This window comes from Nocardia sp. NPDC049149 (assembly GCF_043197455.1).
Classification (GTDB): domain Bacteria; phylum Actinomycetota; class Actinomycetes; order Mycobacteriales; family Mycobacteriaceae; genus Nocardia.
Genome location: NZ_JBICTD010000003.1, coordinates 1,073,949 through 1,099,034 on the forward strand (window position 1 = coordinate 1,073,949; position 25,086 = coordinate 1,099,034).

The 25,086-nt window shown below is 66.2% G+C and carries 22 protein-coding genes; 10 read left to right on the top strand and 12 right to left on the bottom strand.

Features of this window, described 5'->3' with window-relative positions:
- The first annotated feature begins 80 nt into the window (after positions 1-80).
- Positions 81-1,433 (top strand): nicotinate phosphoribosyltransferase, encoded by a 1,353-nt coding sequence (locus ACGFNJ_RS15690; RefSeq protein WP_393447866.1) that lies wholly within the window; start codon positions 81-83, stop codon positions 1,431-1,433.
- Positions 1,434-1,622: 189 nt separating this feature from the next.
- Here ACGFNJ_RS15690 and ACGFNJ_RS15695 read toward each other — a convergent pair whose 3' ends face one another.
- The gene (locus ACGFNJ_RS15695; protein ID WP_393447725.1) at positions 1,623-1,811 is read right to left on the bottom strand and encodes a hypothetical protein; all 189 of its coding nucleotides are present in this window, start codon (positions 1,809-1,811) and stop codon (positions 1,623-1,625) included.
- A 194-nt stretch (positions 1,812-2,005) separates the two neighbouring features.
- Here ACGFNJ_RS15695 and pncA point away from each other — a divergent pair, with 194 nt between their 5' ends.
- The 3 genes from pncA (at position 2,006) to ACGFNJ_RS15710 (ending at position 5,546) form a co-directional block, all read left to right on the top strand.
- Positions 2,006-2,572 carry a pyrazinamidase PncA gene (gene pncA, locus ACGFNJ_RS15700; RefSeq protein WP_393447727.1) on the top strand — a complete coding sequence of 189 codons (567 nt, stop codon included), beginning with the start codon at positions 2,006-2,008 and terminating at the stop codon, positions 2,570-2,572.
- Positions 2,573-2,628: 56 nt separating this feature from the next.
- Positions 2,629-4,674 (top strand): ATP-dependent DNA helicase, encoded by a 2,046-nt coding sequence (locus ACGFNJ_RS15705; RefSeq protein ID WP_393447729.1) that lies wholly within the window; start codon positions 2,629-2,631, stop codon positions 4,672-4,674.
- A 176-nt stretch (positions 4,675-4,850) separates the two neighbouring features.
- Positions 4,851-5,546 carry a class I SAM-dependent methyltransferase gene (locus tag ACGFNJ_RS15710; RefSeq protein WP_393447731.1) on the top strand — a complete coding sequence of 232 codons (696 nt, stop codon included), beginning with the start codon at positions 4,851-4,853 and terminating at the stop codon, positions 5,544-5,546.
- A 149-nt stretch (positions 5,547-5,695) separates the two neighbouring features.
- Here ACGFNJ_RS15710 and ACGFNJ_RS15715 read toward each other — a convergent pair whose 3' ends face one another.
- The 6 genes from ACGFNJ_RS15715 to ACGFNJ_RS15740 all read right to left on the bottom strand — a co-directional run bounded on the left by ACGFNJ_RS15715 (position 5,696) and on the right by ACGFNJ_RS15740 (position 11,701).
- Entirely contained in the window at positions 5,696-6,346 is a 651-nt protein-coding gene (locus ACGFNJ_RS15715; RefSeq protein WP_393447733.1) for a hypothetical protein, read from the bottom strand.
- Between the two features lie 1,664 nt (positions 6,347-8,010).
- Positions 8,011-8,778 (bottom strand): ESX secretion-associated protein EspG, encoded by a 768-nt coding sequence (locus ACGFNJ_RS15720; protein WP_393447735.1) that lies wholly within the window; start codon positions 8,776-8,778, stop codon positions 8,011-8,013.
- Positions 8,775-10,136, bottom strand: a complete 1,362-nt coding sequence (locus ACGFNJ_RS15725; protein WP_393447737.1) for a hypothetical protein — start codon at positions 10,134-10,136, stop codon at positions 8,775-8,777. The genes ACGFNJ_RS15720 and ACGFNJ_RS15725 overlap by 4 nt, the downstream gene beginning before the upstream one ends.
- Positions 10,136-10,546, bottom strand: a complete 411-nt coding sequence (locus ACGFNJ_RS15730) for a hypothetical protein (RefSeq protein WP_393447739.1) — start codon at positions 10,544-10,546, stop codon at positions 10,136-10,138. The genes ACGFNJ_RS15725 and ACGFNJ_RS15730 overlap by 1 nt, the downstream gene beginning before the upstream one ends.
- A 26-nt stretch (positions 10,547-10,572) precedes the next feature.
- On the bottom strand, positions 10,573-11,151 hold the full coding sequence (locus ACGFNJ_RS15735) for a DUF3558 domain-containing protein (RefSeq protein ID WP_393447741.1): 579 nt from the start codon (positions 11,149-11,151) through the stop codon (positions 10,573-10,575).
- Positions 11,152-11,305: 154 nt separating this feature from the next.
- Complete coding sequence (locus tag ACGFNJ_RS15740) at positions 11,306-11,701, bottom strand: RidA family protein (protein WP_393447743.1); 396 nt, start codon at positions 11,699-11,701, stop codon at positions 11,306-11,308.
- Positions 11,702-11,885: 184 nt separating this feature from the next.
- On the opposite strand from ACGFNJ_RS15740, the gene ACGFNJ_RS15745 reads away from it, so the two are divergent.
- Complete coding sequence (locus ACGFNJ_RS15745) at positions 11,886-12,122, top strand: hypothetical protein (protein WP_393447745.1); 237 nt, start codon at positions 11,886-11,888, stop codon at positions 12,120-12,122.
- 119 nt (positions 12,123-12,241) lie between these two features.
- Here the strand turns inward: ACGFNJ_RS15745 and ACGFNJ_RS15750 are convergent, their stop codons facing one another.
- Together ACGFNJ_RS15750 and ACGFNJ_RS15755 are read right to left on the bottom strand one after the other, a co-directional pair.
- Positions 12,242-12,775, bottom strand: coding sequence for a DoxX family protein (locus ACGFNJ_RS15750; protein ID WP_393447747.1), 534 nt, complete (start codon positions 12,773-12,775; stop codon positions 12,242-12,244).
- Between the two features lie 151 nt (positions 12,776-12,926).
- Positions 12,927-14,288 carry an NCS2 family permease gene (locus ACGFNJ_RS15755; RefSeq protein ID WP_393447749.1) on the bottom strand — a complete coding sequence of 454 codons (1,362 nt, stop codon included), beginning with the start codon at positions 14,286-14,288 and terminating at the stop codon, positions 12,927-12,929.
- A gap of 138 nt (positions 14,289-14,426) precedes the next feature.
- Here ACGFNJ_RS15755 and ACGFNJ_RS15760 point away from each other — a divergent pair, with 138 nt between their 5' ends.
- Entirely contained in the window at positions 14,427-15,110 is a 684-nt protein-coding gene (locus ACGFNJ_RS15760) for a hypothetical protein (RefSeq protein ID WP_393447751.1), read from the top strand.
- A gap of 84 nt (positions 15,111-15,194) precedes the next feature.
- Here ACGFNJ_RS15760 and glgP read toward each other — a convergent pair whose 3' ends face one another.
- The 3 genes from glgP to ACGFNJ_RS15775 form a co-directional block, all read right to left on the bottom strand.
- Positions 15,195-17,789 carry an alpha-glucan family phosphorylase gene (gene glgP, locus ACGFNJ_RS15765; protein ID WP_393447753.1) on the bottom strand — a complete coding sequence of 865 codons (2,595 nt, stop codon included), beginning with the start codon at positions 17,787-17,789 and terminating at the stop codon, positions 15,195-15,197.
- A 138-nt stretch (positions 17,790-17,927) separates the two neighbouring features.
- On the bottom strand, positions 17,928-18,791 hold the full coding sequence (locus ACGFNJ_RS15770; RefSeq protein WP_393447755.1) for an alpha/beta fold hydrolase: 864 nt from the start codon (positions 18,789-18,791) through the stop codon (positions 17,928-17,930).
- A 76-nt stretch (positions 18,792-18,867) separates the two neighbouring features.
- Positions 18,868-19,320 carry a VOC family protein gene (locus ACGFNJ_RS15775; protein ID WP_393447757.1) on the bottom strand — a complete coding sequence of 151 codons (453 nt, stop codon included), beginning with the start codon at positions 19,318-19,320 and terminating at the stop codon, positions 18,868-18,870.
- A gap of 80 nt (positions 19,321-19,400) precedes the next feature.
- Here ACGFNJ_RS15775 and ACGFNJ_RS15780 point away from each other — a divergent pair, with 80 nt between their 5' ends.
- From ACGFNJ_RS15780 to glgB, 4 genes are all read left to right on the top strand, one after another.
- Entirely contained in the window at positions 19,401-19,997 is a 597-nt protein-coding gene (locus ACGFNJ_RS15780) for a TetR/AcrR family transcriptional regulator (RefSeq protein ID WP_393447760.1), read from the top strand.
- Positions 19,998-20,065: 68 nt separating this feature from the next.
- Positions 20,066-20,707, top strand: a complete 642-nt coding sequence (locus ACGFNJ_RS15785) for a LysE family translocator (protein ID WP_393447762.1) — start codon at positions 20,066-20,068, stop codon at positions 20,705-20,707.
- A 37-nt stretch (positions 20,708-20,744) separates the two neighbouring features.
- Positions 20,745-22,745, top strand: coding sequence for a maltotransferase domain-containing protein (locus tag ACGFNJ_RS15790; protein WP_393447764.1), 2,001 nt, complete (start codon positions 20,745-20,747; stop codon positions 22,743-22,745).
- The gene (glgB, locus tag ACGFNJ_RS15795) at positions 22,745-24,901 is read left to right on the top strand and encodes a 1,4-alpha-glucan branching protein GlgB (RefSeq protein WP_393447766.1); all 2,157 of its coding nucleotides are present in this window, start codon (positions 22,745-22,747) and stop codon (positions 24,899-24,901) included. The genes ACGFNJ_RS15790 and glgB overlap by 1 nt, the downstream gene beginning before the upstream one ends.
- Positions 24,902-25,086 lie beyond the last annotated feature (185 nt).

Genomic DNA, 25,086 nt, shown 5'->3' on the forward strand with positions numbered 1-25,086 from the left:
CGGCCCGACTCCGAATGAGCAACACCCGTTCCGCCCGGATTCGCGCATTTCCCGGCCCCATGGGCGGGCACGCGCCTATGATGCGCGGCCTCGCTGTCTACAGTGGGCTGGTGGACATCCGCGACGGCGTCAGCACAGCCCTCCTGACCGACCAGTACGAGCTCACCATGCTGGCCGCCGCGCTAGCCGACGAATCCGCCCACCGGCACTGCACCTTCGAGGTGTTCGCCCGCAGGCTCCCGCACGGCCGCCGCTACGGCGTCGTCGCGGGCACCGGCCGCGTACTCGACGCGCTGGAGCATTTCCAGTTCGGCGCCGCCGAGCTGGCTGTCATCGCCCATTTCCTGCCTGCCAAGACAGTGGACTGGCTGCGCGACTACCGATTCAGCGGTGACATCGACGGCTACACCGAGGGCGAGCTGTACTTCCCCGGCTCCCCCATCCTCTCGGTGCGCGGCAGCTTCGCCGAATGCGTCGTGCTCGAGACGCTGATCCTGTCGATCCTCAACCACGACAGCGCGATCGCCTCGGCCGCGGCGCGGATGGTGAGCGCGGCGGGCGGGCGTCGCATGATCGAGATGGGTTCGCGGCGCACCCACGAGCTCGCCGCGCCGTCCAGCGCACGAGCCGCGTATCTGGCCGGTTTCGACGCCACCTCGAATCTCGAGGCGGTGCGCCGCTACGGCGTGCCGGGGGCAGGCACCAGCGCGCACGCGTTCACGTTGCTGCACACCGGGGCGGCAGGCGACGGCGACGGCGAACACGAGGCGGTCGCATTCCGCAGCCAGGTCGACGCGCTCGGCATCGGCACCACCCTGCTGGTGGACACGTATGACATCACCAGGGGCGTGGCGACCGCGATCGAGGTCGCAGGCCCCGAACTCGGTGGCGTGCGTATCGATTCCGGCGACCTCGGCGTGCTGGCCAGGCAGGTGCGCGACCAGCTGGACAGCCTCGGCGCGACCAAGACCAGGATCGTCGTGTCCGGCGATCTCGACGAATACGCCATCGCGGCGCTGCGCGCGGAACCGGTCGACGTGTACGGCGTCGGCACCTCGCTGGTGACCGGCTCCGGCGCGCCGACCGCAGGCATGGTCTACAAGCTGGTCGAGGTCGACGGGGTGCCGGTCGCCAAGCGCAGCAGCCACAAGGAGTCGCGCGGCGGAACGAAGAAGGCGATCCGGCTGGCCAGGCCCACCGGGACGATCATCGAGGAGATCGTCTATCCGGCGGCCGGTCCCACACCCGCGGTCAACGGCTACGAGGCGCGCGAACTGCTCGTTCCGCTGGTGCGGGAGGGTAAGCCGGTCGCGGACCTGCCGACACTGTCCGACAGCAGAGACCAGGTTGCGCACGGGTTGATCAGCCTGCCGTGGGAGGGACTGAAGCTGTCCGCGGGCGAGCCTGCCGTGCCGACTACGTTCGTGAGCTGAGCGTCAGCGAAGCGAACCGAAGACACAGCGCGCCCCAGCGCGTGACGGAGCTGAGCGTCAGCGAAGCGGAGTCATGCGCTGAGCGTCAGCGAAGCGGAGTCATGCGCTGAGCGTCAGCGAAGCGAACCGAAGACACAGCGCGTGACGGAGCTGAGCGTCAGCGAGGCGGAGTCATGCGCTGAGCAGCGGTCAACGCTGCTTGGCGTAGCGGTTGAACAGCACAAGCCCCATCGTGAAGAGGATCGCGAACAACGCACCGCCGACGGTGAATCCGAGCCAGCCGCCGTCGGTGTTCGGGCGGTCGCCGAGCAGGAACGAGACGGCGAGATACGCGGTGGTGCTGATGATCACGGCGAGCGCCAGTTTGGTGCGGGACATGAGGTACTCCGTGCTGAGTGCTTGGGCGGTATGCGGGGCGGCCCTCGGATGAGAGGGGCACCAAGTAATCAGCGGACGGCGGCGCGATGTTTACAGTCCGGTCCGCGCAATGTCACCCCGGCCGAGCGCGACGGCCCGCCGCACGGGCGGCACAATGCACATCAGCACACAGTTCACTCCGCGGGAGGTCACCCATGACCCGAGCCCTGATCATCGTCGACGTCCAGAACGATTTCTGCGAGGGCGGCTCGCTCGCCGTGACGGGCGGCGCCGCAGTCGCGACACGGATCAGCGACCATCTCGCGACCACCGAGTACACGACGATCGTCGCGACCCGCGACTTCCACATCGACCCCGGTGATCATTTCTCCGCGCACCCCGACTTCGTCGACTCGTGGCCGCCGCATTGCAAGGTCGGCACGCCGGGCGCGGACTTCCACCCGAACCTGAACACGGCCGCGGTCGCCGAAATCTTTTCCAAGGGTGCGTATTCCGCCGCCTACTCCGGTTTCGAGGGCACCGCTGAGGACGGCACCGCGCTGGCCGACTGGCTGCACGACCGTGGCATCAATGCGGTCGACGTGGTCGGCATCGCCACCGATCACTGTGTCCGCGCCACCGCGCTGGACGCCAGGATCGAGGGCTTCACCACGCGCGTGCTGCTCGACCTGACCGCGGGAGTGGCGCCCGACACCACCGACGCCGCGCTGGAGCGGATGCGCACCGCGGGCGTCGACCTCGAAGGCAGCATCGGCGGGTAGCGGGCTCCCCCGCCAGGCCCTCGGTCGGTGTCGGTGCCGAGCAGTACGCTGCTCGGGTGCCCGAACTCCCGCCCGTCCCCGAACTTTTGGCCACCGCCGTCCAAGCGCTCGGCGGGAAAGAGCGCGTCGGGCAGGTGACGATGGCGACGGCAGTCGACCACGCCATCGACACCAAGGAGCATTTAGCGGTGCAGGCAGGCACCGGCACCGGCAAGTCGCTCGCCTATCTGGTGCCGAGCCTGCGGCACGCGGTGCGGACCGGCCGCACGGTGGTGGTGTCGACCGCGACGATCGCGCTGCAACGCCAGCTCGTCGATCGCGATCTGCCTCGGCTGTCCGAGGCGCTGAGCAAGCCGCTCGGGCGGGCGGCGAAGTTCGCGATCCTCAAGGGCCGCAACAACTATCTGTGCCTGAACAAGATCAATAGCGTGATTCCGGACGAACCGGCCGAGGCCGAGCTGTTCGACGCCTTAGCGATCTCCCGGCTCGGCAGGGAGGTGCAGCGGCTCAACGAGTGGGCCTCCGACACCGAGACCGGCGACCGCGACGAGATCGTGCCCGGCGTCACCGACCGCGCCTGGCGGCAGGTGAGCGTGTCCTCGCGGGAATGCCTCGGCAAGTCACGCTGCCCGTTCGGCCAGGACTGCTACGCCGAACGCGCCCGCGCCGAATCGGCGCAGGCCGACGTGGTCGTCACCAACCACGCGCTGCTCGCCATCGACGCGATCAGCGGCATCCAGGTGCTGCCCGAACACGATGTGGTGGTCATCGACGAGGCACACGAGCTGGTCGACCGGGTCACCGGCGTCGCGACGGCCGAGCTGGCCTCCTCGGCGATCAGCGCGGCCGCGCGCCGGTGCACCAAGCTCATCGACGAACAAGAGGTGGACCGCCTCGAAGGCGCCGCCGAAGCCTGGCACGAGGCGCTGGAGGACCTGCCCGCCACCCGCTGGGAGCGACTGCCCGACGGCATCGCGCCGGTGCTCGCCCTCGTCCGCGACGCGGCATGGAACGCACGCACCGCGCTCGCGCCGCAGGGCGGAACCACCCAGCAGGGTGATCCCGAGAGCGCCGCCGCCCGCACCCAGGCGCTGGCCGCGATCGACGAGGTGCACGACAGCGCGGTGCGCGCGCTCACCGCGTTCGACGAACCGGATCCGGCGAATCGGCGCGACGTCATCTGGCTGTCCGCCGACGAGATGCGCGGCGTCACCCGGCGGTCGCTGCGGATGGCGCCGCTTTCGGTGGGCGGGTTGCTGCGCAGCAGGCTCTTCGGCACCGCCACCGTGGTTTTGACCTCGGCGACGCTGCAGATCGGCGGCTCGTTCGACGGTCTCGCGATCACCTGGGGGCTGCCCGCGCAATCGTCGGCGCGCGGCGACACCGGCACCGCCAACGGCGCGGAGGCGCCCTCCGACGCGGACAAGGTGCGCTGGAGCTCGCTCGACGTCGGCTCGCCGTTCGACCACGCCAAGTCGGGCATCCTGTACGTCGCCAAGCATCTCCCCGCGCCGGGGCGTGACGGCCTCGCGCCCGCCTACCTGGACGAGATCGAGCGGCTGATCACCGCGGCGGGCGGGCGCACGCTCGGGCTGTTCTCCTCGATGCGCGCGGCCAAGGCGGCGACCGAAGCGCTGCGCGAGCGACTCGACACGCCCGTGCTGTGCCAGGGCGACGACTCGACCGGTGCGCTGGTGCGCAAGTTCGCCGACGATCCGGAGACGTCGCTGTTCGGCACGCTGTCGCTCTGGCAGGGCGTCGATGTGCCGGGCCCCTCGCTCAGCCTGGTGATCCTGGACCGCATCCCGTTCCCGCGCCCCGACGACCCGCTGCTCACCGCGCGCCAGCGCGCGGTGGAATCGCGCGGCGGCAACGGGTTCATGGCGGTCGCGGCCAACCATGCGGCGCTGCTGCTCGCCCAGGGCACCGGCCGATTGCTGCGCAGTGTCGACGACCGCGGCGTGGTCGCGGTCCTGGATTCCCGGCTGGCCACCGCCCGCTACGGCGGATATCTGCGGGCATCGCTGCCGCCGTATTGGGAAACCTCCGATCCCGAGGTTGTCGTCAAAGCGCTGAAAAGGCTCACCGCAAACGCAGTGTGATACCGCACACATTGGGGTCGCGCATAGTTCCGAACAGAAGTAAATTAACAGTGGTACTTCGGTGAACCCCAATTCCCACCGAATGTATCGGCGGTCCCCGCGCCAAGCCCTGCACGCGGCGCGGGGACACCACCGAATTCGCTTCACGCCAGGTCGATACATGAGACCGTTTTCGGATGAAGCACCCTGCACCCGATAATGATCTTTTGGGCGAATTCCTCATCAGCGCAAGATCATTCACCGAATATCGCGCCATATTCGCGCTCTCCGACGCCGACCTGCACGGCCGGATTCTCGACTGTCCCGGCGGGGCAGCGAGTTTCACGGCCGAAGCGAGTGCACTCGGCGCCACCGTCACCGCCGCCGATCCCGTCTACGCCCGCGGGCCCGACGACCTGCGGCGCCTGGCCATCACCGAAACCGATCGCGGAAGCAGCTGGGTGACAGCGCATTCCACGAGATACCGGTGGGACTGGTACGGCAGTGCGCACCGGTTCCGTGCCATGCGGCACGCGGCGGCCCACCGATTCGGCGTTGACCTGATCGAACATCCGAACCGCTATGTCGCCGCCGAGCTGCCGTCACTGCCCTTCCCCGACGACAGTTTCGATCTGGTCCTCAGCTCCCACCTGCTGTTCACCTACGCCGATCGGCTCGACGCCGACTTCCACCTCGCGGCCATGCTGGAGCTGGCCCGCGTTTGCGTCGGCGAAACCCGGCTGTACCCCCTGGTCGACCACATCGGTCGCCAGCTGGGCGACCTGGTCGCCTACCTACGAAAGGAACTCGAAGACAAAGGCATTCGGACCAGCCTCCGCGAAACCAGTTACGAATTCCATCACGGGGCGCACACCGTGCTCGTGCTGAACTGACTGCCGGCTGTGCGTCACCCCGCGGTCTGGATGTACTGAAGGTATAGAGCCCGCGCTATACACGCGGGCCCTATTGTCGGCTTCGGCCTGTTATTCATTGCGCGGCAACCGGATCGGATGATGGTCCGTCACCGCTGGGTTGACCGGAATTACGGACCGACGGTGATCGGCTGCGAGGGATCGGTCGTGTTGTTCAATGCGAACGTGGCCGATGTCGTACCCGACGTAGGCCTCGGGCACGCAGCATCGCCGCTGGCCTTGATCGGCACCGTGACGTTGGTGGCCTTGACCGTCGAGGGATTGCCGTTGGTGAAGACGCCCGCCACTGTCATGGGCCCGTCCGGCGAGAGCACGGCGGTGCAGGACAGCGAGCCGCTCGTCTTCAGCGTCACCCCGGCCGCAGGAGCCAACAGGCTGCCCGCGATCGGCGACCCGTTCTGCACCGACACCGCCCAGGCACCGGAGGTGGTGACCGTGGCTTGGACAACGCCGGGCAGGTTGGTCGTGCAGTCCTTGATGCTCGGCGCCGCGATCGGCAGCGACACCGCGCCGCTCGCGTTGTGGTTGCCCGGCGCCGCGGGCACGGAACCAGTGGTGGTAACCGTGTTGCAGGTGACCGTCACGAGGCCCGCCTTGAAGACGATCGGACCCTGGTTGGTTGCCGTGACTGCGGCTCCGGCCGGGGTGACCGTGGTCGAGCCTGCGGGGGCACCCTCGGCCGCGCCGCCGACCGCCATGGTGACCGCGGTACAGCTCATCGCGGCAACCGCCACCCGCGCGAAAAACAGCTTGCTCGCCATTACATACTCCTCAGGGAATGCGATAATCGAAAGAACAACCCGACAGCGAATCAAACAGGGGCTGTCGAATAAAAACGTTACGAACGATTCTTCGTTTCAGCAATGGTCCATGATCAGGCATTATTCTGCGTAATGTATCCAGTTGAACGACCTGCGTTTGCGATGAAAAGGCGAGATACACTGAGAGATTTTGAATTCCAGCGATGCAGTTCAATTCTTTCAATATTGTTCCAAATGGAAGGATGATGTGATAGCATTGAATACGTGGCGTGTGTAACTTTTTGACGCTGTTGCCGCCTCGCCGACAAACCTCGCCAGATGGCACATCCCGACGCCTCGGCGAAACTCTTCGATCTGCAACAATTCCGGCGTCAGCGCAACCCGATGAGCATTACGCGGCGCCGATGTTCGACATCAGCAAGCAGGACTCGACACCGAATATTTGTCGGTGACAAGTCATTTAAGCCGTGCTCGCCACAGCAATGTGAGATGCGTCACATGCGACCCATTTCGGCCAATTGGCGCACGAGTTACCGGGGCTGATTTCGGCCAGCCACCCGCGAACACCGACACCGCGAGGAAGAGCGCCTGCGTGCATTGGGCGCATGCGCCGAACTACTGCCCGACGCCGCGATACGGCACGTCATCGACGTCGAACCACGACTACGCCCGCCACGGTGCGGCCATGCACGACTCTTCCTATGGAGTGCGCGGATCGGCCTGAAACTGGTTCCCCGCAAGGGGCTTTCATCGCCGGCCACCACGCCTGGCACCGACCTGACCGCACCGATGAGCGCGAAGGCGCGGTTGCGTGCGGGAGAGATGCTCGACGCCTCGCCACCAACTCCGCCTGGGTGATCTACGCGGATCGCAGCCGAAAGATCCTGATGGGAACCGGGTTTGGGTTTCGATGTCGCCAGGACCGAGATCCAGCTCACCTCCAGACGCCCGTGAAGCGCTGGCAGGCTACAGGTTTGAGCACTGCGACTTCCGCTTCGACGCAGCGGCACCCATACATGACATGGCCACAAACCCCGCGAACCACGATCAACTAGAGGCGCATGCCAACCCGTCGGTAAGCATCGACGCAGGCCAGCAGGCCACCGACCAAGATTCGGACAAAATATGCCATATAGTATGTCAAGTTACAGCAACGTGATCTAGGTCACATGCGACTGTGACCATGGCGTGGCTCACTTCCGTGCTCTAGCATTTCCACACGGAATCGTGATCGCGATTCAAACAAAAGCTCATCACACAATGATGAAAGATGGGGACTGAAATGGAATCCGGCTCGTCGACATTTATTTTTCTGCTGAAGATCTTCGAAGCTCTGCTTGGGTCCGCTTAAGCTACGACTTCCAGTCCGACTACTCGCCGAAATCGTCGGGTCAGCCGCTCGGGCCGATGGCATCGTTGTCCGATCTGGCGACCATTGGCTCCGGGCTCTGACCTCCATTCCAGATGAAGTTCGGCGAGGCAATAACACACCGGTGGCGACCGCGGTGCGGTGCGCGCTCGATCGACCGGAAACGTCGAGCCCGAATGGCCACCGAATTCGGACGCACATTCCACCGCACCACGATTGACCGCCGCCCCCTCTGTGATCGGGTTCGCGAGACTTCGCCACGCCCCTCGAAACCGCACGTGCGCCGCGTAAGCGACTACCAGCTGTGCGCCACCGCACGGTAGGTGGCCTGGATGAGGACATGCAGCTGACGCTGAATCTCCTCCGCCGGCCCCGGCGTCAGCGCGAACTCGTCGGCGTCGCGGTTGTGCAGCAGGTAGCGGCCGTCCGCAGGCAGATAGTCCAGCCAGTGGAAGCCGCGGCCGTCGGTGGTCGGTCTGCTGTCGATCGCACCGCCGGCGAAAACCCCGACCTCGCCGAGCCCGGAACGCGGGCGCCGCACGATGCGGTTGAGCTGTTCGGTGTGCGACAGGCGGGTCGGATGCTTGGCATATTCGACCCTGGTCAGATCCGAACGGCGACCGTTGATCGCCGGATATCTTCCTGGCGCACAATTCGGCAGTTGCGCGGCGAGCTGCGCGGGCAATGCTTGCGGCGGACAACGGATCAGAATGATGTCGCGGCCGTATTCCTGTGTGGGGCCGGGTAATTGGACCGCAATGGTGGCCGACTGGCCGGTCATTCCGGCGTGCACGCGCACCACCTGATGAAAGTCGCGGCCGTAGAAGCCATGCATCTCGACCCGAACTCGCGGCTCCAGCAACACATTCAACGCGGCGAACAAATCAGGAGCCGCGAAACTCGACAGCTTCTGTGCAGCCTGCGCGCGCACCCGCGCATAGTCCTCGTAGGCTTCCACGCCCTCGACGGTGTAGCGCAATGGGTACGGCAACCGGTCACGGCCGAGCGCCTCCAGCGCCACCTCGAACATCAAACCGTCCAGGCGCCAGCGGGATTCGTTCATCCGCCGATGACTCCGCCCGGCGGGAGCGCGGGCGGCTGCGTGCCGAGCAGCTCAGAACCGCGATCGTAGATGAGGTAATCCGGGGTGGTGTGCTCGTCGTCGTCATCACCCTTGCCGCGAGCCCCGGGTGCACCCATGCCGCCGACACCGGAGGCGCCCGCTCGGCCCGTTGCGCCCGCGCGGGACGCGGTGGCCGCGGCGGCGGGGGTTGCGGTCGGGGTCCCTTTACTCGGCACGCTCGTGCCCGGACCCGCAGTTTTGCTCGGGGAACCGGGGACACCGGAGCGAGTGCTCGGGGTGCCCGGGGTGACGGTGGACGGGGTGTTCGTCGGCGTGTTTGTCGGGGTGTTGGTGGGTGTGGACGGGGTGCGCGACTTGCTCGGATCGTCGGTGCTGGTGGTGCTCGCCGGAGTTGTCGACGCGGTGGTCGTGCTCTGCTTGTCCGTCGTGTCGTTCGGATTCGTGGTCGCGTTGTCCGTGGACTGCTTGGTGGTGTCGTCGGACTTCGTCTCGTCCGAAGTCTTCTTGGTCGGGTCGTCGGTGGTGCCGGACGGATTGTTCGACGTCGGACCACCGGGGCCGCTCGTACCTGGGTTGGATCCCGGATCGCCAGTCCAGCCCTTGCCCACCGTGCTGGTCGGCTCAGGCAGGATCGGCGTGATGCCGTCGACCTCGTTGACGCCGGGACGGTAGTTATCGATCATGACGCGGCGGGCGTCGCTCTCGGCTTCTTGGGCGCGGTAGGTCGGACCTTTGACAGCGTTCTGGAACGGCAACTTGTCGATGAGCTTGTCACCGGTGGTGTAGTTGTCCGGCTCCGGTACCGACCCTTTGGCCTGAGCCAGGTGACCTTGGGTCAAATCCAGGCCGTGGCCGACCATTTGGAAGGAGGCCGCGAGCTTCTTAAAGGTCGTGGAGAACTCTTTGGTGGCATCGATCGCGCTACTGCCCGACTTGCCGTTCCAGAGCTCGGAGATGGACTGTGTTACAGCGTTAGAAAACTCATCGACCGCGGTCCTGCCGTTCGTCGCCAACTTGCGCCAGCCGTCCGCCAGGGTGTTGATCGCACCCGGATCCACTCCTTGGAGCGCGTCGTAAATCTCTTGGTGTGACATCGTCTCAAACGGGTCTTGCACCGTGATGGCGCGACCGTCGAACGTAGTGCTGCCGTACTCCGAGAGAAGCGACGCCCATTCGCCGTTGACGTCCGCGCGATCCTGATCCCACCTCGACTTTTCGTCGGTGGATTGCTGCTGGTCGTCATGCTTGTTCTTGTCGGCTTCGCGCCGCGAGTTAGTGATCGGGCTCGCAGCGACCCGACTCACGTCCTCGAGCCAGCCAGGGAATGACAGCCCCATTACGAATCCCCCGTGTTCAGTTTCGAGTACTGGCTAGCAGCAGACTGGTCGGACTCAGTCAGTTTGCCGATGGCGAGCTTGTAGGTCTCGCTCATCAAGGTGACGACCTCGATGCTCTGTTTCAACCGGTTGACGGCCGAATCGTCCCCCGCAGTCGCCTTCTTGGCGAACTTGTCCCGCAAAGCTTCAGCCGACTTCAACGTCCCGAAGCCAGCCTGGTGCTTGAGATCACCTGCGAAGTCCAACATCGTGTCGAGTTTGGTACGCATCTGATCAGCGTGATTGGCCAGGGCAGTTCCGATCTGCTCGTCCAGACGCAGCTCGCCATCCTCAGCCTGTTTCTTCAATGCCTGCCAGCGAGTCACCGCGGCTTCCATCTGGGCGTTTTCGCTCTGCTCAGACTCCGACATCGTCCCTCCTCACGAAACATCAACCGTCACTTCGGCAAAAAAGGTTCGAGTTCCTTTGCATGCCGAACAGCCAGATCACAAGGGGGCGACTGTGGTAACGACGCCCGCTCGCTATAGCGCCACCCGACAGTGACTTCGAACATGCCTTGCGCTGCAGGGAGACTGACGTAACACCGAAGCTTGTCGGTGTCGTCCTTGTCCTGATAAATCAGCGCCGACCGAGAGCCGACCTGTACATCACGCAATCCCGTGAGCTTGTCGTTCTTCCGCGCGTCGGCCTGCGTGTAGGTCATCGACGACACCGTGACGAAGTACGGTCCCTCGGTGGAGGTCCACTTGCAAATCCGCGCGGTAACCCCACCTGTCGGAGCGTCTGTGACGACAGTCTTCGACGCAGGATCCACCCGAGTACCCCGCAACGCCTCATCAGACAGCTCCGTGCACGGGTTGAAGATCTTCTGCTCACCGTTGGTCGGGCTCCCGCTCGTCGGCTTCGGATCCCCATCCTTCGACGGCGAACACCCCGTGACCAGCCCGGCCACCGCCACACCAGCCAGCACCGCCCCCATCACGACCTTCGCCGGCACAACCATGGCGGTTCGCATATTTCTCCTGACTCCGGATCAGACACCCCGTCACAGGATAGGACGCACAAGATCCCCGTTCGGTTCCAGTCCAAAACAAACTGCTCCAATTGGACCGTTCCACCCCGGTCACCGGGGACCTGGCACGCGTGCGAGGCCCCCGGCGGCACCGCGGTCAGCCGCGCATCGCGACCGCGTCCACCTCGAACTGCATCCCGGGCAGCGCCAGCGCGGCGACCCCGGTCAGCGTCTGCGTCGGCGGACGCTCACCCCAGATCTCGGCAACCTTCTTCCCGATGACCGCAAGCTTTTCCAGGTTGTGCTCGACGATGAAGGTCCGCAATTGCGCGACCTCAGCAAAGTCGAGACCGACTGAGCGCAACGCGATCCCGAGATTCGCAAACGCATTGTCGACCTGTGTAGCGAAATCGTCGCTGGTCGTATGCCCCTCGGCATCCGAATCGTATTGCCCCGCAATAAACACCAGCTCACCACTCACCCGCGCCACATGGCTGTACCCAAACCCCGTGGGATCGTGCAGTTCCGGCGGATTGCTGATCTCGATGCCCATCATCGTCTCCTTGTCACTCAACTCAGCACAACAAGACAACGACGACGCAGCATCCCCGACTGTGACATGACAACGATCACCGGCACGACTGCCATACAGCTGCCATGAATCGGCGCACACGCGTCGCACTGGGCGATATCGCCGTACGGTCGAGCTACGATTCATCGCTTCATCGGGAGGGAAAATGAAAGCGAAATCTACTGCTGCCGTGGTCGGTATCGCTGCCGCGATGTTCCTCGGCATCAGCGTCACGGCCAGCGCGAACCCGCCTACCCGTCCCGGGGTCAGATTCGTCGGTACCTATCCGACCGAGAAGGCATGCTGGGCAGCGGCCGCAGATGAGATGGGCCGAGACCCGACACACATCAACTACGAATGTGCCCTCACCCCACGAATCACCTGGAACTTGTGGATCTGGTGACAGCGAGACGAGTCCTGAGCTCCGAACAGGTACGGGACTTAGCGTGATCACCGAGTGTGACAAAAGGCGGTGCGGCGACCCAACAGGTCGCCGCACCGCGTGAGTGGCGGATCAGGAATTCAAAGCACCCATTTGAAGACCAGCGTGAGCACTGCGGCCGCCACGGCGAGGACGACAGCACCTACACCGAGTACGAAACTTTGCCGCTGCCACGGCCGACCAGCATCGAGCGAGAACCTGCCCGCACCGATGAAGGCGAACCCTGCGCCGACCGTGCCGAAGAGCAGCGGCAATTCCCAGCCGCCGATCAGGCCCTTCGACCATATGGCGACGATCGCGTTGATCATCGTACCGAGGATGATCGCACCGGCCAGCGGCGTCAGCAGACCCACGACGAGCATCAGGCCGCCGACGAATTCGCTGAGCCCAGCGAGGGTGCCGAAGATTTTGCCTGGGTTGTAGCCCATGCCGTCGAAGCCCTGGGTGGTTGCAGTCCAGCCGTAACCGTTGAACCAGCCGAAGAGTTTCTGGGCGCCGTGTGCAGCCATCATCCCGCCGAACACAACGCGGATGATCAGGAGTCCGATGTCGGCGGTGACACCGTCCAGTTCAGGATTGGCGGTCGTTCGTTCGAGTACTGATTTCGTGGTCATGCTGGTCCTCGTCCCTGCAAGTCGATTCCATACATCTGGGCTCTATCAGCCTCGGTGATTAATCGGACTACGGTCCAATTGCCACTCGAGTGGTGCCAACTTCCCGAGACCTCTTCCTATTCCGGTACTACGATTTCGCCCTGACCTGGGTTCATTCTGCCAGGAAGAAGAAATAGCCCAGGAACACGACGAGCAGTGCCCACATCGCCGGATGGACCTCTTTGATCCGGCCCTTGGCGACCATGACGATCGGGTAGAACAACATCCCCATGGCCAGGCCATTCGCGATCGAGTAGGTCAGCGGCATCATCACGATCGTGATGAATGCGGGCACCGAATATTCAAGCCGATTCCAGTCGATCTCGCCGAGTGACCGCGCCATCAGGACGCCGACCACGATCAGCGCAGGCGCGGTCACCTCCCCGGATCCCGCGACCACCGCGAAGATCGGATAGCAGAACATGGCGACCAGGAACCAGCCCGCGGTGGCGACCGCGGTCAGCCCGGTGCGCCCGCCCGCGGACACCCCGGCCGTGGATTCGACATAGGCGGTGGTGGTGGAGGTGCCGATCACCGCGCCTGCCATGGTGCCGACGGAATCGGCGGCCAGCGCGCTCGCGGCGCGCGGCAGCTGCCCCTTCTCGTCGAGCAGACCGGCCTGGTTGGCGACGCCGATCAGCGTGCCGGATGCGTCGAAGAAGTCGACGAACAGCATGGTGAGGATGACGACGGCCATCTGCCCGGTGAAGGCGTCGGGCAGATGGATGATCGCCTGACCGAAGGTGTGCTCCAGGCCTTTCGGCGCCGCGACGACACCGTTCGGCAGGTCGACCAGCCCACTGATGATGCCGACCGCCGCGGTCAGCACGATCCCGTACAGCACCGCGCCGTGCCAGCCGATGACGAGGAAGACCACGGTCACGACGAGCCCGAACAGCGCGAGCAGGGTGGTGCCCTTGGTGAAATCGCCCAGCGTGACGAGGGTGGCGTCGCTGTTCACCACGATGCCCGCGTTCTTCAACCCGAGGAACGCCACAAACAAGCCGATGCCTGCGCCGACCGCCAGCTTCATCTGCATCGGGATCGCGTTGAGGATCCGTTCGCGCACCTTGGTGACGGCGAGCAGGAAGAAGATGACGCCGGAAAGGAGGGTGCCCGACAGCGCGACCTGCCACGGAATTCCCATGCCGAGCACGACGGAGTAGGCGAAGAAGGCGTTGAGTCCCATGCCTGGCGCGAGCGCGATCGGATACTTCGCCCACAGTCCCATGACGAGGGTGCCGAACACCGCGGCGATGGCGGTCGCGGTGAACACTGCCTGCATCGGGATGCCCTTGGCGCCGAGCGCGCCCTCGTCGCCGAGCACCGACGGGTTCACCGCGAGCACATACGACATGGCCAGGAAGGTGACCGTGCCCGCCATCAGCTCGCGTTTCATGGTCGAACCGGTCGCGCTGATGCCGAAGAACGCGTCGATGCGACCTCGAGGCTCGGTCGGTGCGGCGGTGGCCATGGGCGATCTCCAGTCGGGAAATGGTACGGGCGTGCCCAGGAACGGTAGCCGACGGTTTACTGAATCAGACAACTCGGCTCAGCGGTAGCCATCTCAGACAGTTTGTCCTACGCTGACTCCGACAGAGGGGAACTAAAGGTGCGCAATAGTTTTCGTGATCCCGGCATCAAAGACGGCGAACTGTCCCGCTACGTGGTGACCATCGGTGATGCCCCTGCGGAGTATCGGGCGTCGTCGTTGGTCGAGCACGACGGTGACGACCGCTACCGGACAAACCTGAAGGTCGACCTGCCCGACGACTTCACAATGGAAGTCACCCAGGTCTTCGACCGCAGCGGCGGCGCGCTCGCCACCGTGAGCTACGTCGCGGAGAGCAAGCTGGGCGAGACTCTCGTCAGTCGCGAGGAGGGCAACTTCGCGGGCACCTCGCACCTGCAGTTCGGTGGCAAGGTCGAGCCCTTCCCGAGCCCGCTCACCTCGCTACTCGGCGGTGCGACCACCTTTCGCGGTCTCGACTTCCGCAAGGGCGCGAAGGCGACGATCAACCTGTGGCTGGCGTACTCGGTCCACTGGCCGGTGGAGGTCAGGGTGGACAAGCGCACCACCGTCGAGGTGCCCGCCGGGCGCTTCGATGCCTGGCAGGTGAAGGCGAAGCCGAGCTTCGCCCACATCAACGGCCTACTGGACAAGGTGATCCACGGGATACTGCCCGCGTTCACGCTGCACTTCGAGGCGGAGTCGCCGCATCGACTGATCCGGTTCAGCTTCCCGACCGGCCCACTGCCGTGGGACCCGAAGGGCCTGATGCAACTCAGCGACTAGCAGCCGCACACCTGCCGAGTTCGCGCACACCGACTCGCCGCACCGACACGCGTGCGCCTGTCAAAGCGTGTGCGGCGCTGATGCTTACGCGCTGGGCGCCGCCACCAGGCCGAGTTCGGCGTCGCTGGCGAGCAGTTCATTGTGCGGAAGCACCCGCACGGTGTAGCCGACGGCACCGGACAGCGGGACGGGCGTGTCCACCGCGAAAAGCTCTGCACCGGAATCGGATCCGGTGTGCGTCATCGCGACGGTGGTCACGTCGGACAGGTCGTCGGACGGCGACACCCGGCCGAGCACCGCCTGCACGACCACGTCGGACACCTGAAGACCACCCAGATCGATGCGCGCGGACAGCGACAACCGAGCGCCGATGATCGGGGTGTCCGGTAGTCCCGCACTGTCCACCTGGATCACCTTCACCGACGGCCACGCCGCTTCGACGCGACGTCGATAGTCGGCGATGCTGCGCGCGACCGCGAACTCGTCGGCCGTCGCCCGCTGGTAGGCGTCGGCGGCCGGCGCGTAGTACTCGACCGCGTAGTCGCGAACCATCCTGGAGGCCAGCACCTTCGGGCCGAGGGTCTGCAGGGTGTGCCGCACCATCTCGACCCAGCGCACCGGCATCCCGGCGGCGTCGCGGTCATAGAAGCGGGGTGCGACCGTGCGCTCGAACAGGTCGTAGAGCGCGGCGGCCTCGAGATCGTCGCGGCGGTGCTCGTCGGTGACGCCGTCGGCGGTCGGGATGGCCCAGCCGTTCTCGCCGTCGAACATCTCGTCCCACCAGCCGTCCCTGATGGACAGGTTGAGCCCGCCGTTGAGCGCGGACTTCATGCCGGAGGTGCCGCACGCCTCCAGCGGGCGCAGCGGATTGTTCAGCCACACATCGCAACCCCAGTACAGGTACCTGGCCATCGACATGTCGTAGTCGGGCAGGAAGACGATGCGATGGCGCACCTCGGGATCGTCAGCGAAGCGGACCACCTGCTGAATGAGCGCCTTGCCTCCGTCGTCGGCGGGATGGCTCTTGCCCGCGACCACCAGCTGCATCGGGCGCTGCGGGTCGAGCAGTCTGGCGCGCAACCGTTCCGGGTCACGCAGCATCAGAGTGAGCCGTTTGTAGGTCGGCACCCGGCGCGCGAAGCCGACGGTGAGCACGTCGGGGTCGAAAACGCTGTCGACCCACCCCAATTCGGCCTCCGCGGCGCCGCGATCCAGCCAGGACGCGCGCACCCTGCGACGCACCTCGGTTACCAGGATGGCGCGCAACGCATTCCGGGTCGACCACAGCTCACCCAGGTCGACGTCGCGCAGCCGCTCCCAGCCGCGCGCCTCCTCGACGAGCTCGGCGCCGATGTGCTCGCGCGCCTTGTCGAACCATTCGCGCGCAGCCCAGGTCGGGGCGTGTACGCCGTTGGTGACCGAGCCGATCGGCACCTCGGCCGCATCGAAACCGGGCCACAATCCGGCGAACATGGCGCGGCTGACCTCACCGTGCAGTTTCGATACGCCGTTGGCGCGCTGGGCAAGTCGCAGACCCATATGCGCCATGTTGAAGACCGACGGATCGGCTTCGCGCCCGAGTGCCGCGATCCGATCCACGGAAAGACCTGGCAGCAGGGCGGATTCGGATTCGCCGTGCGCGCCGCCGAAGTAGCGGCGCACCATCGGCATCGGGAACCGGTCGATGCCCGCAGGGACCGGGGTGTGCGTGGTGAACACCGTTCCGGCCCGGACCGCGGCCAGCGCGGTGTCGAAATCTTGTCCGGCGGAGACGAATTCACGGATCCGCTCGACGCCGAGGAAGCCTGCGTGGCCTTCGTTCATGTGGAACACGTCGGGGTCGGGCAGGCCGTTCGCGGTGGTGTAGGCGCGCACCGCGCGCACGCCGCCGATCCCGGCGAGGATCTCCTGCCGGATCCGATGCTCCTGATCGCCGCCGTAGAGCCGGTCGGTGACCGCGCGCAACTCCGGATCGTTCTCGGCGATATCGGAATCCAGCAGCAGCAGCGGCACCCGGCCGACCTGCGCGATCCACACCCGCGCCCGTAGCACCCGCTGATCGGGCATCGCCACGTGGATGAGCACCGGCGCGGCTTCCGCATCCGACCCGCCGTTGGTGGAGGTCAGCAGCCGCAGCGGCAGCCCTTGCGGATCGAGGTCGGGGTAGTGCTCGGTCTGCCATCCGTCCGCGGACAGCGTTTGCCGGAAATAGCCGGAGCGGTACAGCAATCCGACGCCGATCAACGGCAGCCCCAGATCGGAGGCGGCCTTCAGATGGTCGCCCGCGAGGATGCCGAGACCACCCGAATAGTTCGGCAACACCTCGGTCACACCGAACTCCATGGAGAAGTACGCGATCCCGCGCACCCCTTCCTCCCCGGCCCTGCGCTCGAACCAACTCGGCGCGGCGAGGTACGCGCGCAGGTCCGCAGCGGCGGCGTCCACTCGGCGCACGTACTCCGGGTCCGCGGCCAGTTCGTCCACACGGGCGGCAGGCACTTCACCGAGCATCCGCACCGGATCGTGCCCCATCTCCAGCCAGCGCCGCTGATCCATTTCCGCGAACAGATCCTGGGTCGGCGGATGCCACGACCAGCGCAGATTGGTAGCGAGCTCGGCCAGCACCGCCAGCCGCTCTGGCAGATGGGCACGGACGGTGAATCGACGCAATGCCTTCACCCGGCGAACACTACCGAACAGCGACCGTCTCGGCCGCCCTGCGGTGCGGCGGGCAACACGCCGTGCACGGGCGCGAGGACCCGGTTCACCATGGCGATTGCCGACTACCCCGCCGGCGAGTGCTCGGCTACCGCCACGTCATGCAAAGAATCGGCGTAGTTCGGCGGCGACGAGCTCGGGCTTCTCGTCGTTGAAGGATGCGGTGTGGCCGACATCGGGTAGCGTGACGCGGACCACGTCCGGCAGCATCGCCTGCAGCCGATCCAGCGCCGCAGCCAGGAAACCAGCGCTGCGACTGCCGCCGAGCAGAAGGACGTCGGGGCGCAACCCGGCTAGCCGGTCCCACACGTTCGCGCTGCCGCGGACCACCTCGATGTCGTAGCGGACGGTCGGCACCAGATCGCGCAGTGCGGTGCGCCCGTCGCCGCCCTTGTCCAGACGCAAAGCCAGAGCTATCGCAGGCACCAGCAGGAACCGAGGTACCGAGGCGAGGAACCCGCGGTCGGCGGTGCCCTTGAAGACGGTCACCAGCGCGGCCGCCAGTTGCTTCCTGCCGAGCTCACGCAGATAGCGCGGTGCCCAATGCAGCGACAACTGCGCGCCATCGACGACCAGCGGCGGCTCGTACAGCGCGAGCTTGTCGATCCGCGGAAACGCCAACGCCGTGCACAGCGCGATCGCCGCGCCGGAGCTCAACCCGAACACGTTGGGCGCGTTCGTTTCCCGGACCAGCGCGGACAGGTCGGCGATCTCGGTCTCGATGCCGAAGTTCGGGCCGAACGGACCGCTCATGCCGCGCCCGCGCCGATCGGGCACATACACCGTGAAGTCGGCGGCCAATGCCAGGGCCAGCCCCTCGAACAGCTCCGAGGTCATCATCGCGCCGTGCACGAGGACCAGCCCTGGCCCGTGCCCGATCCAGCGGTAACCGATCAGCGTGCCGTCATCGGACCGCACGGCATCACGCTGAAACTCCGCGGCCACCTGCGTTTTTCCACTCATGTACGCAGCATGACCCGCACCGGTTGCGCCACTCTTGCACCACACTGTCACCGATGCGCCGCCCCCGGCTCCTGCGTTACTCCCCTGATGTGCCGCCGAACTTTTCGGCCGCGTACTCGTCGCTGAACTGTTCGACATACGCACCGGCAGGCGGGATTTCGGTGATCACGTCGATCAGGACGCCGCTGGGGTCGGCGATGATGAAGTGGCGCTGACCGAATTCCTCGGAGCGGATTTCCAGTTCGGCCTTGTGACCGCCTTGGACGACGAGACGCTTCCACTCGGCGTCCACGTCGTCCACCTCGAAGTTCAGCAGCAGGCCCTGCACCGGCTTGCGATAGGCCTCGGGAACCGTGGGGTGGGTGTAGTCGAGCAGCGCGAGCTCGTAGGTGACGTCGCCCTTGCGCCGCAGGCTGATGTACCAGTCCGCCTCGAAGGTGATCTCGAAGCCGAACCACTGTGTGTAGAAGTCGCGCGCCGCCGCGATCTCGGGGGTGCCGATGACCGGGTAGAAGCCGCTCAGTTTCAACTCTCTCGCCTTTCACATACCGTTGGTATGCGAGCTAAAGTAGTTGGCATACCGCTGGTATGTCAACAGGAAGGTGGTCGATGCCGAGCAAGATCCGCACCCAGCAGCGGGAGGAGACCCGGCGCAGCCTGCTGCGCGTGAGCAGGCGCTTGTTCGCCGCGAAAGGTTATGCGGCCGTTGGCTTGTCGGAGATCGTCACGGACGCCGGGGTGACCAAGGGCGCGCTGTACCACCACTTCGACAGCAAGTCGGAGCTGTTCGCCGCGGTGCTGGAGCAGATACAGCACGAGGTCGGCGAACGAGTGCTGGCCGCCGCCGACGCGGTCGCCGATCCATGGGGCCAGTTGGTCACCGGCTGTGAAACCTTCCTGACCACCTGCCTGGATCCGGAGATCCAGCGGATCATGCTGATCGACGGGCCCGCCGTGCTCGGCTGGCACGAATGGCGAGCGCTGGACGCGGCCGCCTCCGGTCGCCACCTCGGCGACGCCTTGACCGTGCTGATCGAGGAAGGCGTGATCGACCGCCAGCCGGTCGCGCCGTTGACGCACCTGTTGTCCGGCGCGATGAACGAAGCGGCGTTGTGGTTGGCCACGTCGACCGACCCGCACGCGCTTGCCGATGCCACTGCGGCGTTGCGACGACTGATGTCCGCCTTACGGACCACAACGGACTAGCTGGACACCCTCCCGAACCTGGGAAAAATACAGTCGCGGAGGGAAGTTCGCCGTGACAGGATCGCGAGATGCCGCACTGGGTACAGGTTCTCCCCCAATTCCTGCTGGCCTCATTGATCCTGGCCGCGTTACCCGGACCCGCGACGGCCCTGTTCCTCCAACGCTCGGTGCGCGATGGCCGCAAAGCCGGGCTTGCCGCGGTGGCAGGCAACGAGATCGGCGTGCTCGGCTGGAACATCGCAGGCGGCGCCGGTCTCTCGGTGCTGCTGGTCGCCAACCAGTTCATGAACACCGCGCTGCATGTCATCGGCGCGGTGGTGCTGATCTGGCTCGGCATCCAGGCGTGGCGCGGAGCGCGCAGCGACGACGAGTTCGGCAGCACCATGACCAAGCTGCTGCCCTCGGGACGCACCCCCGCCGCGGCCTTTCGAGCGTCGCTGATCTCGATCGCGGCCAACCCGAAAGCGGCCGTCTTCGGACTGACCATCCTGCCGCAGTTCCTGCCGTCCACCGGGCCGGTCCTGCCCACCGTCGTCATCCTCATCCTGATCCAAACGGTGGTCGACACCGCGTGGTGCGTCGGCATCGTGCTCGCCGCGGACCGCGCGGGCAACTGGCTCCGCCGCACCGGTGTGCGGCAACGGGTGGAACGCGCACTCGGCGCGATCCTGGTCGCGCTCGGCCTCGGTCTCGCCGCGGACGCGCGCTGATCCCGTGCGTTGCCCGTCCTGACGGTAGGTTGGTCCCGTGACCGGCCGGATCGCTATCGATGACACTGCACCGTCCATCGCGGGCGGTCGGCCCGCCAAGGCCGTCGTCGGGGAGGTTTTCCCGGTGCGCACGGTGGTGTGGCGGGAAGGACACGATGCCGTCGCCGCGACGCTGGCGGTGCGCGCGCCCGGCTCGTCACGGCCGATCCGGATCCGGATGACGCCCGATCTGGAGCCGGACGTGTTCAACGCGATCTTCACGCCGAACCTGCCCGGCACCTGGACCTACCGCATCGAAGGGTGGAGCGATCCGATCGCGACCTGGCGGGCCGCCGTCGAGGCGAAGCTTGCGGTCGGGCAGAACGCGGCCGATCTGGCCAATGACCTGGAGATCGGCGCCAGGTTGTTCGAGCGGGCCGCGCAGGCCGTGCCGAAGACACCGTTCGAGCGGTTGCGCGCTGCCGCCGCCGCGCTGCGCAGCGACGAGCAGCTGCCCGCCAGGGTCGCGCCCGCGTTCGCCGAGGAGATCACCGAGATCTTGCGCGCAACCCCGTTGCGCGACATGGTGACCCGCGGCCCGCAGCACACGGTGCTGGTGGAACGCCAACGCGCGCTGTACGGCTCGTGGTACGAGTTCTTCCCCCGCTCGACCGGTGGCCGGGACAAGGCGGGCAAGCCGGTGCACGGCACCTTCGCCACGGCGGCAAAGGAATTGCCGCGCATCGCCGCCATGGGCTTCGACGTGGTCTATCTGCCGCCGATCCATCCGGTCGGAGAGGTCAATCGCAAGGGCCGCAACAACACATTGGTCGCCGAACCGGACGATGTCGGCTCGCCGTGGGCGATCGGCTCGAAGGACGGCGGGCACGACGCCGTGCATCCGCGGCTCGGCACCGAGACCGACTTCGCCGAATTCGTCGACACCGCCGCACAACTCGGCCTCGAGGTGGCGCTCGATCTGGCGCTGCAATGCGCGCCGGACCATCCGTGGGTGGCCGCGCATCCGGAATGGTTCACCACCCTGCCCGACGGCACCATCGCCTTCGCCGAGAACCCGCCCAAGAAATACCAGGACATCTACCCGGTCAACTTCGACAACGACCCCGACGGGCTGTACGCCGAGGTGCTGCGCGTGGTCCGGCATTGGATCGCGTTGGGCGTGAAGATCTTCCGGGTCGACAACCCGCACACCAAGCCTGCCGACTTCTGGGAATGGCTGATCGCGACGGTGCACGACACTCACCCCGACGTGCTGTTCCTGTCCGAGGCGTTCACCCGCCCCGCCCGGTTGTACGGGCTCGCGCGCCGCGGCTTCACCCAGTCCTACACGTATTTCACCTGGCGCGTGGCGAAGTGGGAGCTGACCGAGTTCGGCAACGAGCTGGCCGCCAAGGCGGACGAGGCGAGGCCGAACCTGTTCGTGAACACCCCCGACATCCTGCACGAAAGCCTGCAGCATGGCGGGCCAGGCATGTTCGCCATCCGCGCGGTGCTCGCCGCCACCCTGGCGCCGGCGTGGGGCGTGTACTCCGGATTCGAGCTGTTCGAGCATCAGGCCGTGCGGCCCGGCAGCGAGGAATACTTGGATTCGGAAAAATACGAGCTGCGCCCGCGCCCGTTCGCCGAGGCACTGGCGCGCGGGGAATCGTTGGAGCCGTGGATCACTCGGCTCAACGAGATCCGCCGCCTGCATCCCGCCCTGCAGCAGTTGCGCTGCATCCACTTCCATCACGTCGACAACGACTCGCTGATCGCCTACTCGAAGATCGATCCGGTCAGCGGCGACGCGGTGCTTGTCGTGGTGAACCTGAACCCGTTCGGCGCCGAATGGGGCATGGTGTCGCTCGACCTACCCGCCATCGGACGCGAATGGCACGACCGTCCGGTGGTGTACGACGAGGTCAGCGGCGAGGAATACCACTGGGCACAAACGAATTACGTGCGGCTCGATCCGTCGACCGCGGTCGCGCACATTCTCGCGCTGCCGCCGGTGTCGCAGCAGGCTCGCACCGAACTCGCGTATCGGAGCACCTTCTGATGCGCCGCCGTGATCTGATGCTGCTCGCCGCGGGCACACACGCCGACCCGCACACCGTGCTCGGCGCACACCCCCATCCGGACGGCACCGAGGTGAGCGTGCTTCGCCCGCACGCAGATTCGGTGGCCGCGCGGGTCGGCGGGGTCGACCATCCGCTGAAGTCGCTTGGCCACGGGATCTTCGCAGGAGTGCTGCCCTACCCCGATCTGATGGACTACCGCATCCTCACCAACTATCCAGGCGGGCAGACCATCCTCAGCGCCGACGGCTACCGCTTCCTGCCGACGGTCGGCGAATTGGACCTGCACCTGATCGGCGAAGGCCGCCACGAACACCTGTGGGAGGTGCTCGGCGCGCATCCGCGCCGCTACACCACCCTCGACGGCGAGGTGTCCGGCACCTCGTTCGCGGTGTGGGCGCCGAATGCGCGCGGGGTCACCGTGTTCGGCGACTTCGACCGCTGGGGTGGACACACCGCGCCGATGCGCTCGCTCGGCACCTCCGGGATCTGGGAGGTTTTCGTGCCCGGCGTCGCACCGGGCACCAAATACAAGTTCCGGGTGCACGGCGCCGACGGCCGCACCGTCGATCACGCCGACCCGATGGCGTTCGCGACCGAGCTGCCGCCCGCCACCGCGTCGGTGGTGACCGAGAGCAAGCACGTGTGGCACGACCAGGCGTGGCTGGATACCCGGGCGAGCACCGATCCCGCCCGCGCGCCGATGAGCGTCTACGAGGTGCACCTCGGTTCGTGGCGGCCCGGCCTCGGCTACCGCGAATTGGCCGACCAGCTGGCCGATTACGTGCGGGCGGCGGGCTTCACCCACATCGAGTTGCTCCCCATCGCCGAGCACCCGTTCGGCGGTTCCTGGGGGTATCAGGTCACCTCGTATTACGCGCCGACCGCGCGCTTCGGCACGCCGGACGACTTCCGTGCCTTCGTCGATCGACTGCACGCCGCGGGCATCGGCGTGCTCCTGGACTGGGTGCCCGCACACTTCCCGCGCGACGAATGGGCGCTGGCCCGCTTCGACGGCACCCCGCTGTACGAGCACGCAGATCCCCGCCGCGGCGAGCAACTCGACTGGGGCACCTACGTTTTCGACTTCGGCAGGCACGAGGTCCGCAACTTCCTCGTCGCCAACGCGCGCTACTGGATCGAGGAGTTCCACATCGACGGCCTGCGCGTCGACGCCGTCGCCTCCATGCTCTACCTGGATTACTCACGCCCCGAAGGGGGTTGGGAGCCGAACGTGCACGGCGGGCGGGAAAACCTGGAGGCCGTCGACTTCCTGCAGGACCTCAACGACACGGTGCACCGCCATCATCCCGGCGTGCTCACCATCGCGGAGGAATCCACCAGCTGGCCCGGCGTCACCGGCGGCACCGACGTCGGCGGGCTCGGCTTCACCATGAAATGGAACATGGGCTGGATGCACGACACCCTCGGCTTCCTGGCCCGCGATCCGATCCACCGCTCCTGGCACCACAACGAGATCACCTTCTCGCTGGTGTACGCGTGGAGCGAGAACTTCGTGCTGCCGATCAGCCACGACGAGGTCGTGCACGGCAAGGGCACGTTGTGGACCAGGATGCCCGGCGACGATTTCGCCAAAGCCGCTGGGGTGCGGGCACTTCTGGCTTACATGTGGGCGCATCCCGGCAAGCAGCTGCTGTTCATGGGCCAGGAATTCGGCCAGTTCCGCGAGTGGTCACACGACCGAGGACTGGACTGGGCAGAGCTGGAAAACCCACTGCACCAGGGGATCACGACCGTCGTGCGGGATCTCAACACGGTCTATCGCGACCGTCCCGCGTTCTGGACTCAGGACACCACGCCGGGCGGCTACTCGTGGATCGAGGCGAACGACCAGGCCAACAACGTGCTGGCGTTCCTGCGCTACGGGTCGGACGGGTCCGTCGTCGCATGCGTGTTCAACTTCTCCGGTTCGGTGCACGGCGAGTACCGGGTCGGCCTCCCGTTCGCCGGGCAGTGGACCGAGATCCTCAACACCGACGCCGCCGAGTACGGCGGCTCCGGCATCGGAAACATGGGCGCCGTCAAGGCCACTGACGAATCGTGGCACGGGCGTCCCGCCTCGGCCGCGATCGCCTTGGCGCCCAACAGCGCGGTCTGGTTGGCCCCGAGCAGCTGACGCCCGGATAAGCCGTACGGCCAGGATTCAGTGGCCGGACGGCTGAAAAGAACAGCCGGGTGGCTGGCGCTGGGCCGAAAGCGACCTATCGGCTCGGCCGGCTCGCCCGATCTGCCCGCATCGTCCGATCCCCCGACCTGGACCGTCCCTGCGCGCCAGTCGAATCCGCACCCCTCCTGCGAATC

What these genes read in the sequence shown, in the direction of transcription:
- ACGFNJ_RS15690 (WP_393447866.1), top strand. Translation starts at nt 81, where the DNA reads ATGCGCGGCCTCGCTGTCTACAGTGGGCTGGTGGACATCCGCGACGGC.
- ACGFNJ_RS15695 (WP_393447725.1), bottom strand. Translation starts at nt 1,811, where the DNA reads ATGTCCCGCACCAAACTGGCGCTCGCCGTGATCATCAGCACCACCGCG.
- pncA (WP_393447727.1), top strand. Translation starts at nt 2,006, where the DNA reads ATGACCCGAGCCCTGATCATCGTCGACGTCCAGAACGATTTCTGCGAG.
- ACGFNJ_RS15710 (WP_393447731.1), top strand. Translation starts at nt 4,851, where the DNA reads ATGAAGCACCCTGCACCCGATAATGATCTTTTGGGCGAATTCCTCATC.
- ACGFNJ_RS15715 (WP_393447733.1), bottom strand. Translation starts at nt 6,346, where the DNA reads ATGGCGAGCAAGCTGTTTTTCGCGCGGGTGGCGGTTGCCGCGATGAGC.
- ACGFNJ_RS15720 (WP_393447735.1), bottom strand. Translation starts at nt 8,778, where the DNA reads ATGAACGAATCCCGCTGGCGCCTGGACGGTTTGATGTTCGAGGTGGCG.
- ACGFNJ_RS15725 (WP_393447737.1), bottom strand. Translation starts at nt 10,136, where the DNA reads ATGGGGCTGTCATTCCCTGGCTGGCTCGAGGACGTGAGTCGGGTCGCT.
- ACGFNJ_RS15730 (WP_393447739.1), bottom strand. Translation starts at nt 10,546, where the DNA reads ATGTCGGAGTCTGAGCAGAGCGAAAACGCCCAGATGGAAGCCGCGGTG.
- ACGFNJ_RS15735 (WP_393447741.1), bottom strand. Translation starts at nt 11,151, where the DNA reads ATGCGAACCGCCATGGTTGTGCCGGCGAAGGTCGTGATGGGGGCGGTG.
- ACGFNJ_RS15740 (WP_393447743.1), bottom strand. Translation starts at nt 11,701, where the DNA reads ATGGGCATCGAGATCAGCAATCCGCCGGAACTGCACGATCCCACGGGG.
- ACGFNJ_RS15745 (WP_393447745.1), top strand. Translation starts at nt 11,886, where the DNA reads ATGAAAGCGAAATCTACTGCTGCCGTGGTCGGTATCGCTGCCGCGATG.
- ACGFNJ_RS15750 (WP_393447747.1), bottom strand. Translation starts at nt 12,775, where the DNA reads ATGACCACGAAATCAGTACTCGAACGAACGACCGCCAATCCTGAACTG.
- ACGFNJ_RS15755 (WP_393447749.1), bottom strand. Translation starts at nt 14,288, where the DNA reads ATGGCCACCGCCGCACCGACCGAGCCTCGAGGTCGCATCGACGCGTTC.
- ACGFNJ_RS15770 (WP_393447755.1), bottom strand. Translation starts at nt 18,791, where the DNA reads ATGAGTGGAAAAACGCAGGTGGCCGCGGAGTTTCAGCGTGATGCCGTG.
- ACGFNJ_RS15780 (WP_393447760.1), top strand. Translation starts at nt 19,401, where the DNA reads ATGCCGAGCAAGATCCGCACCCAGCAGCGGGAGGAGACCCGGCGCAGC.
- ACGFNJ_RS15785 (WP_393447762.1), top strand. Translation starts at nt 20,066, where the DNA reads ATGCCGCACTGGGTACAGGTTCTCCCCCAATTCCTGCTGGCCTCATTG.
- glgB (WP_393447766.1), top strand. Translation starts at nt 22,745, where the DNA reads ATGCGCCGCCGTGATCTGATGCTGCTCGCCGCGGGCACACACGCCGAC.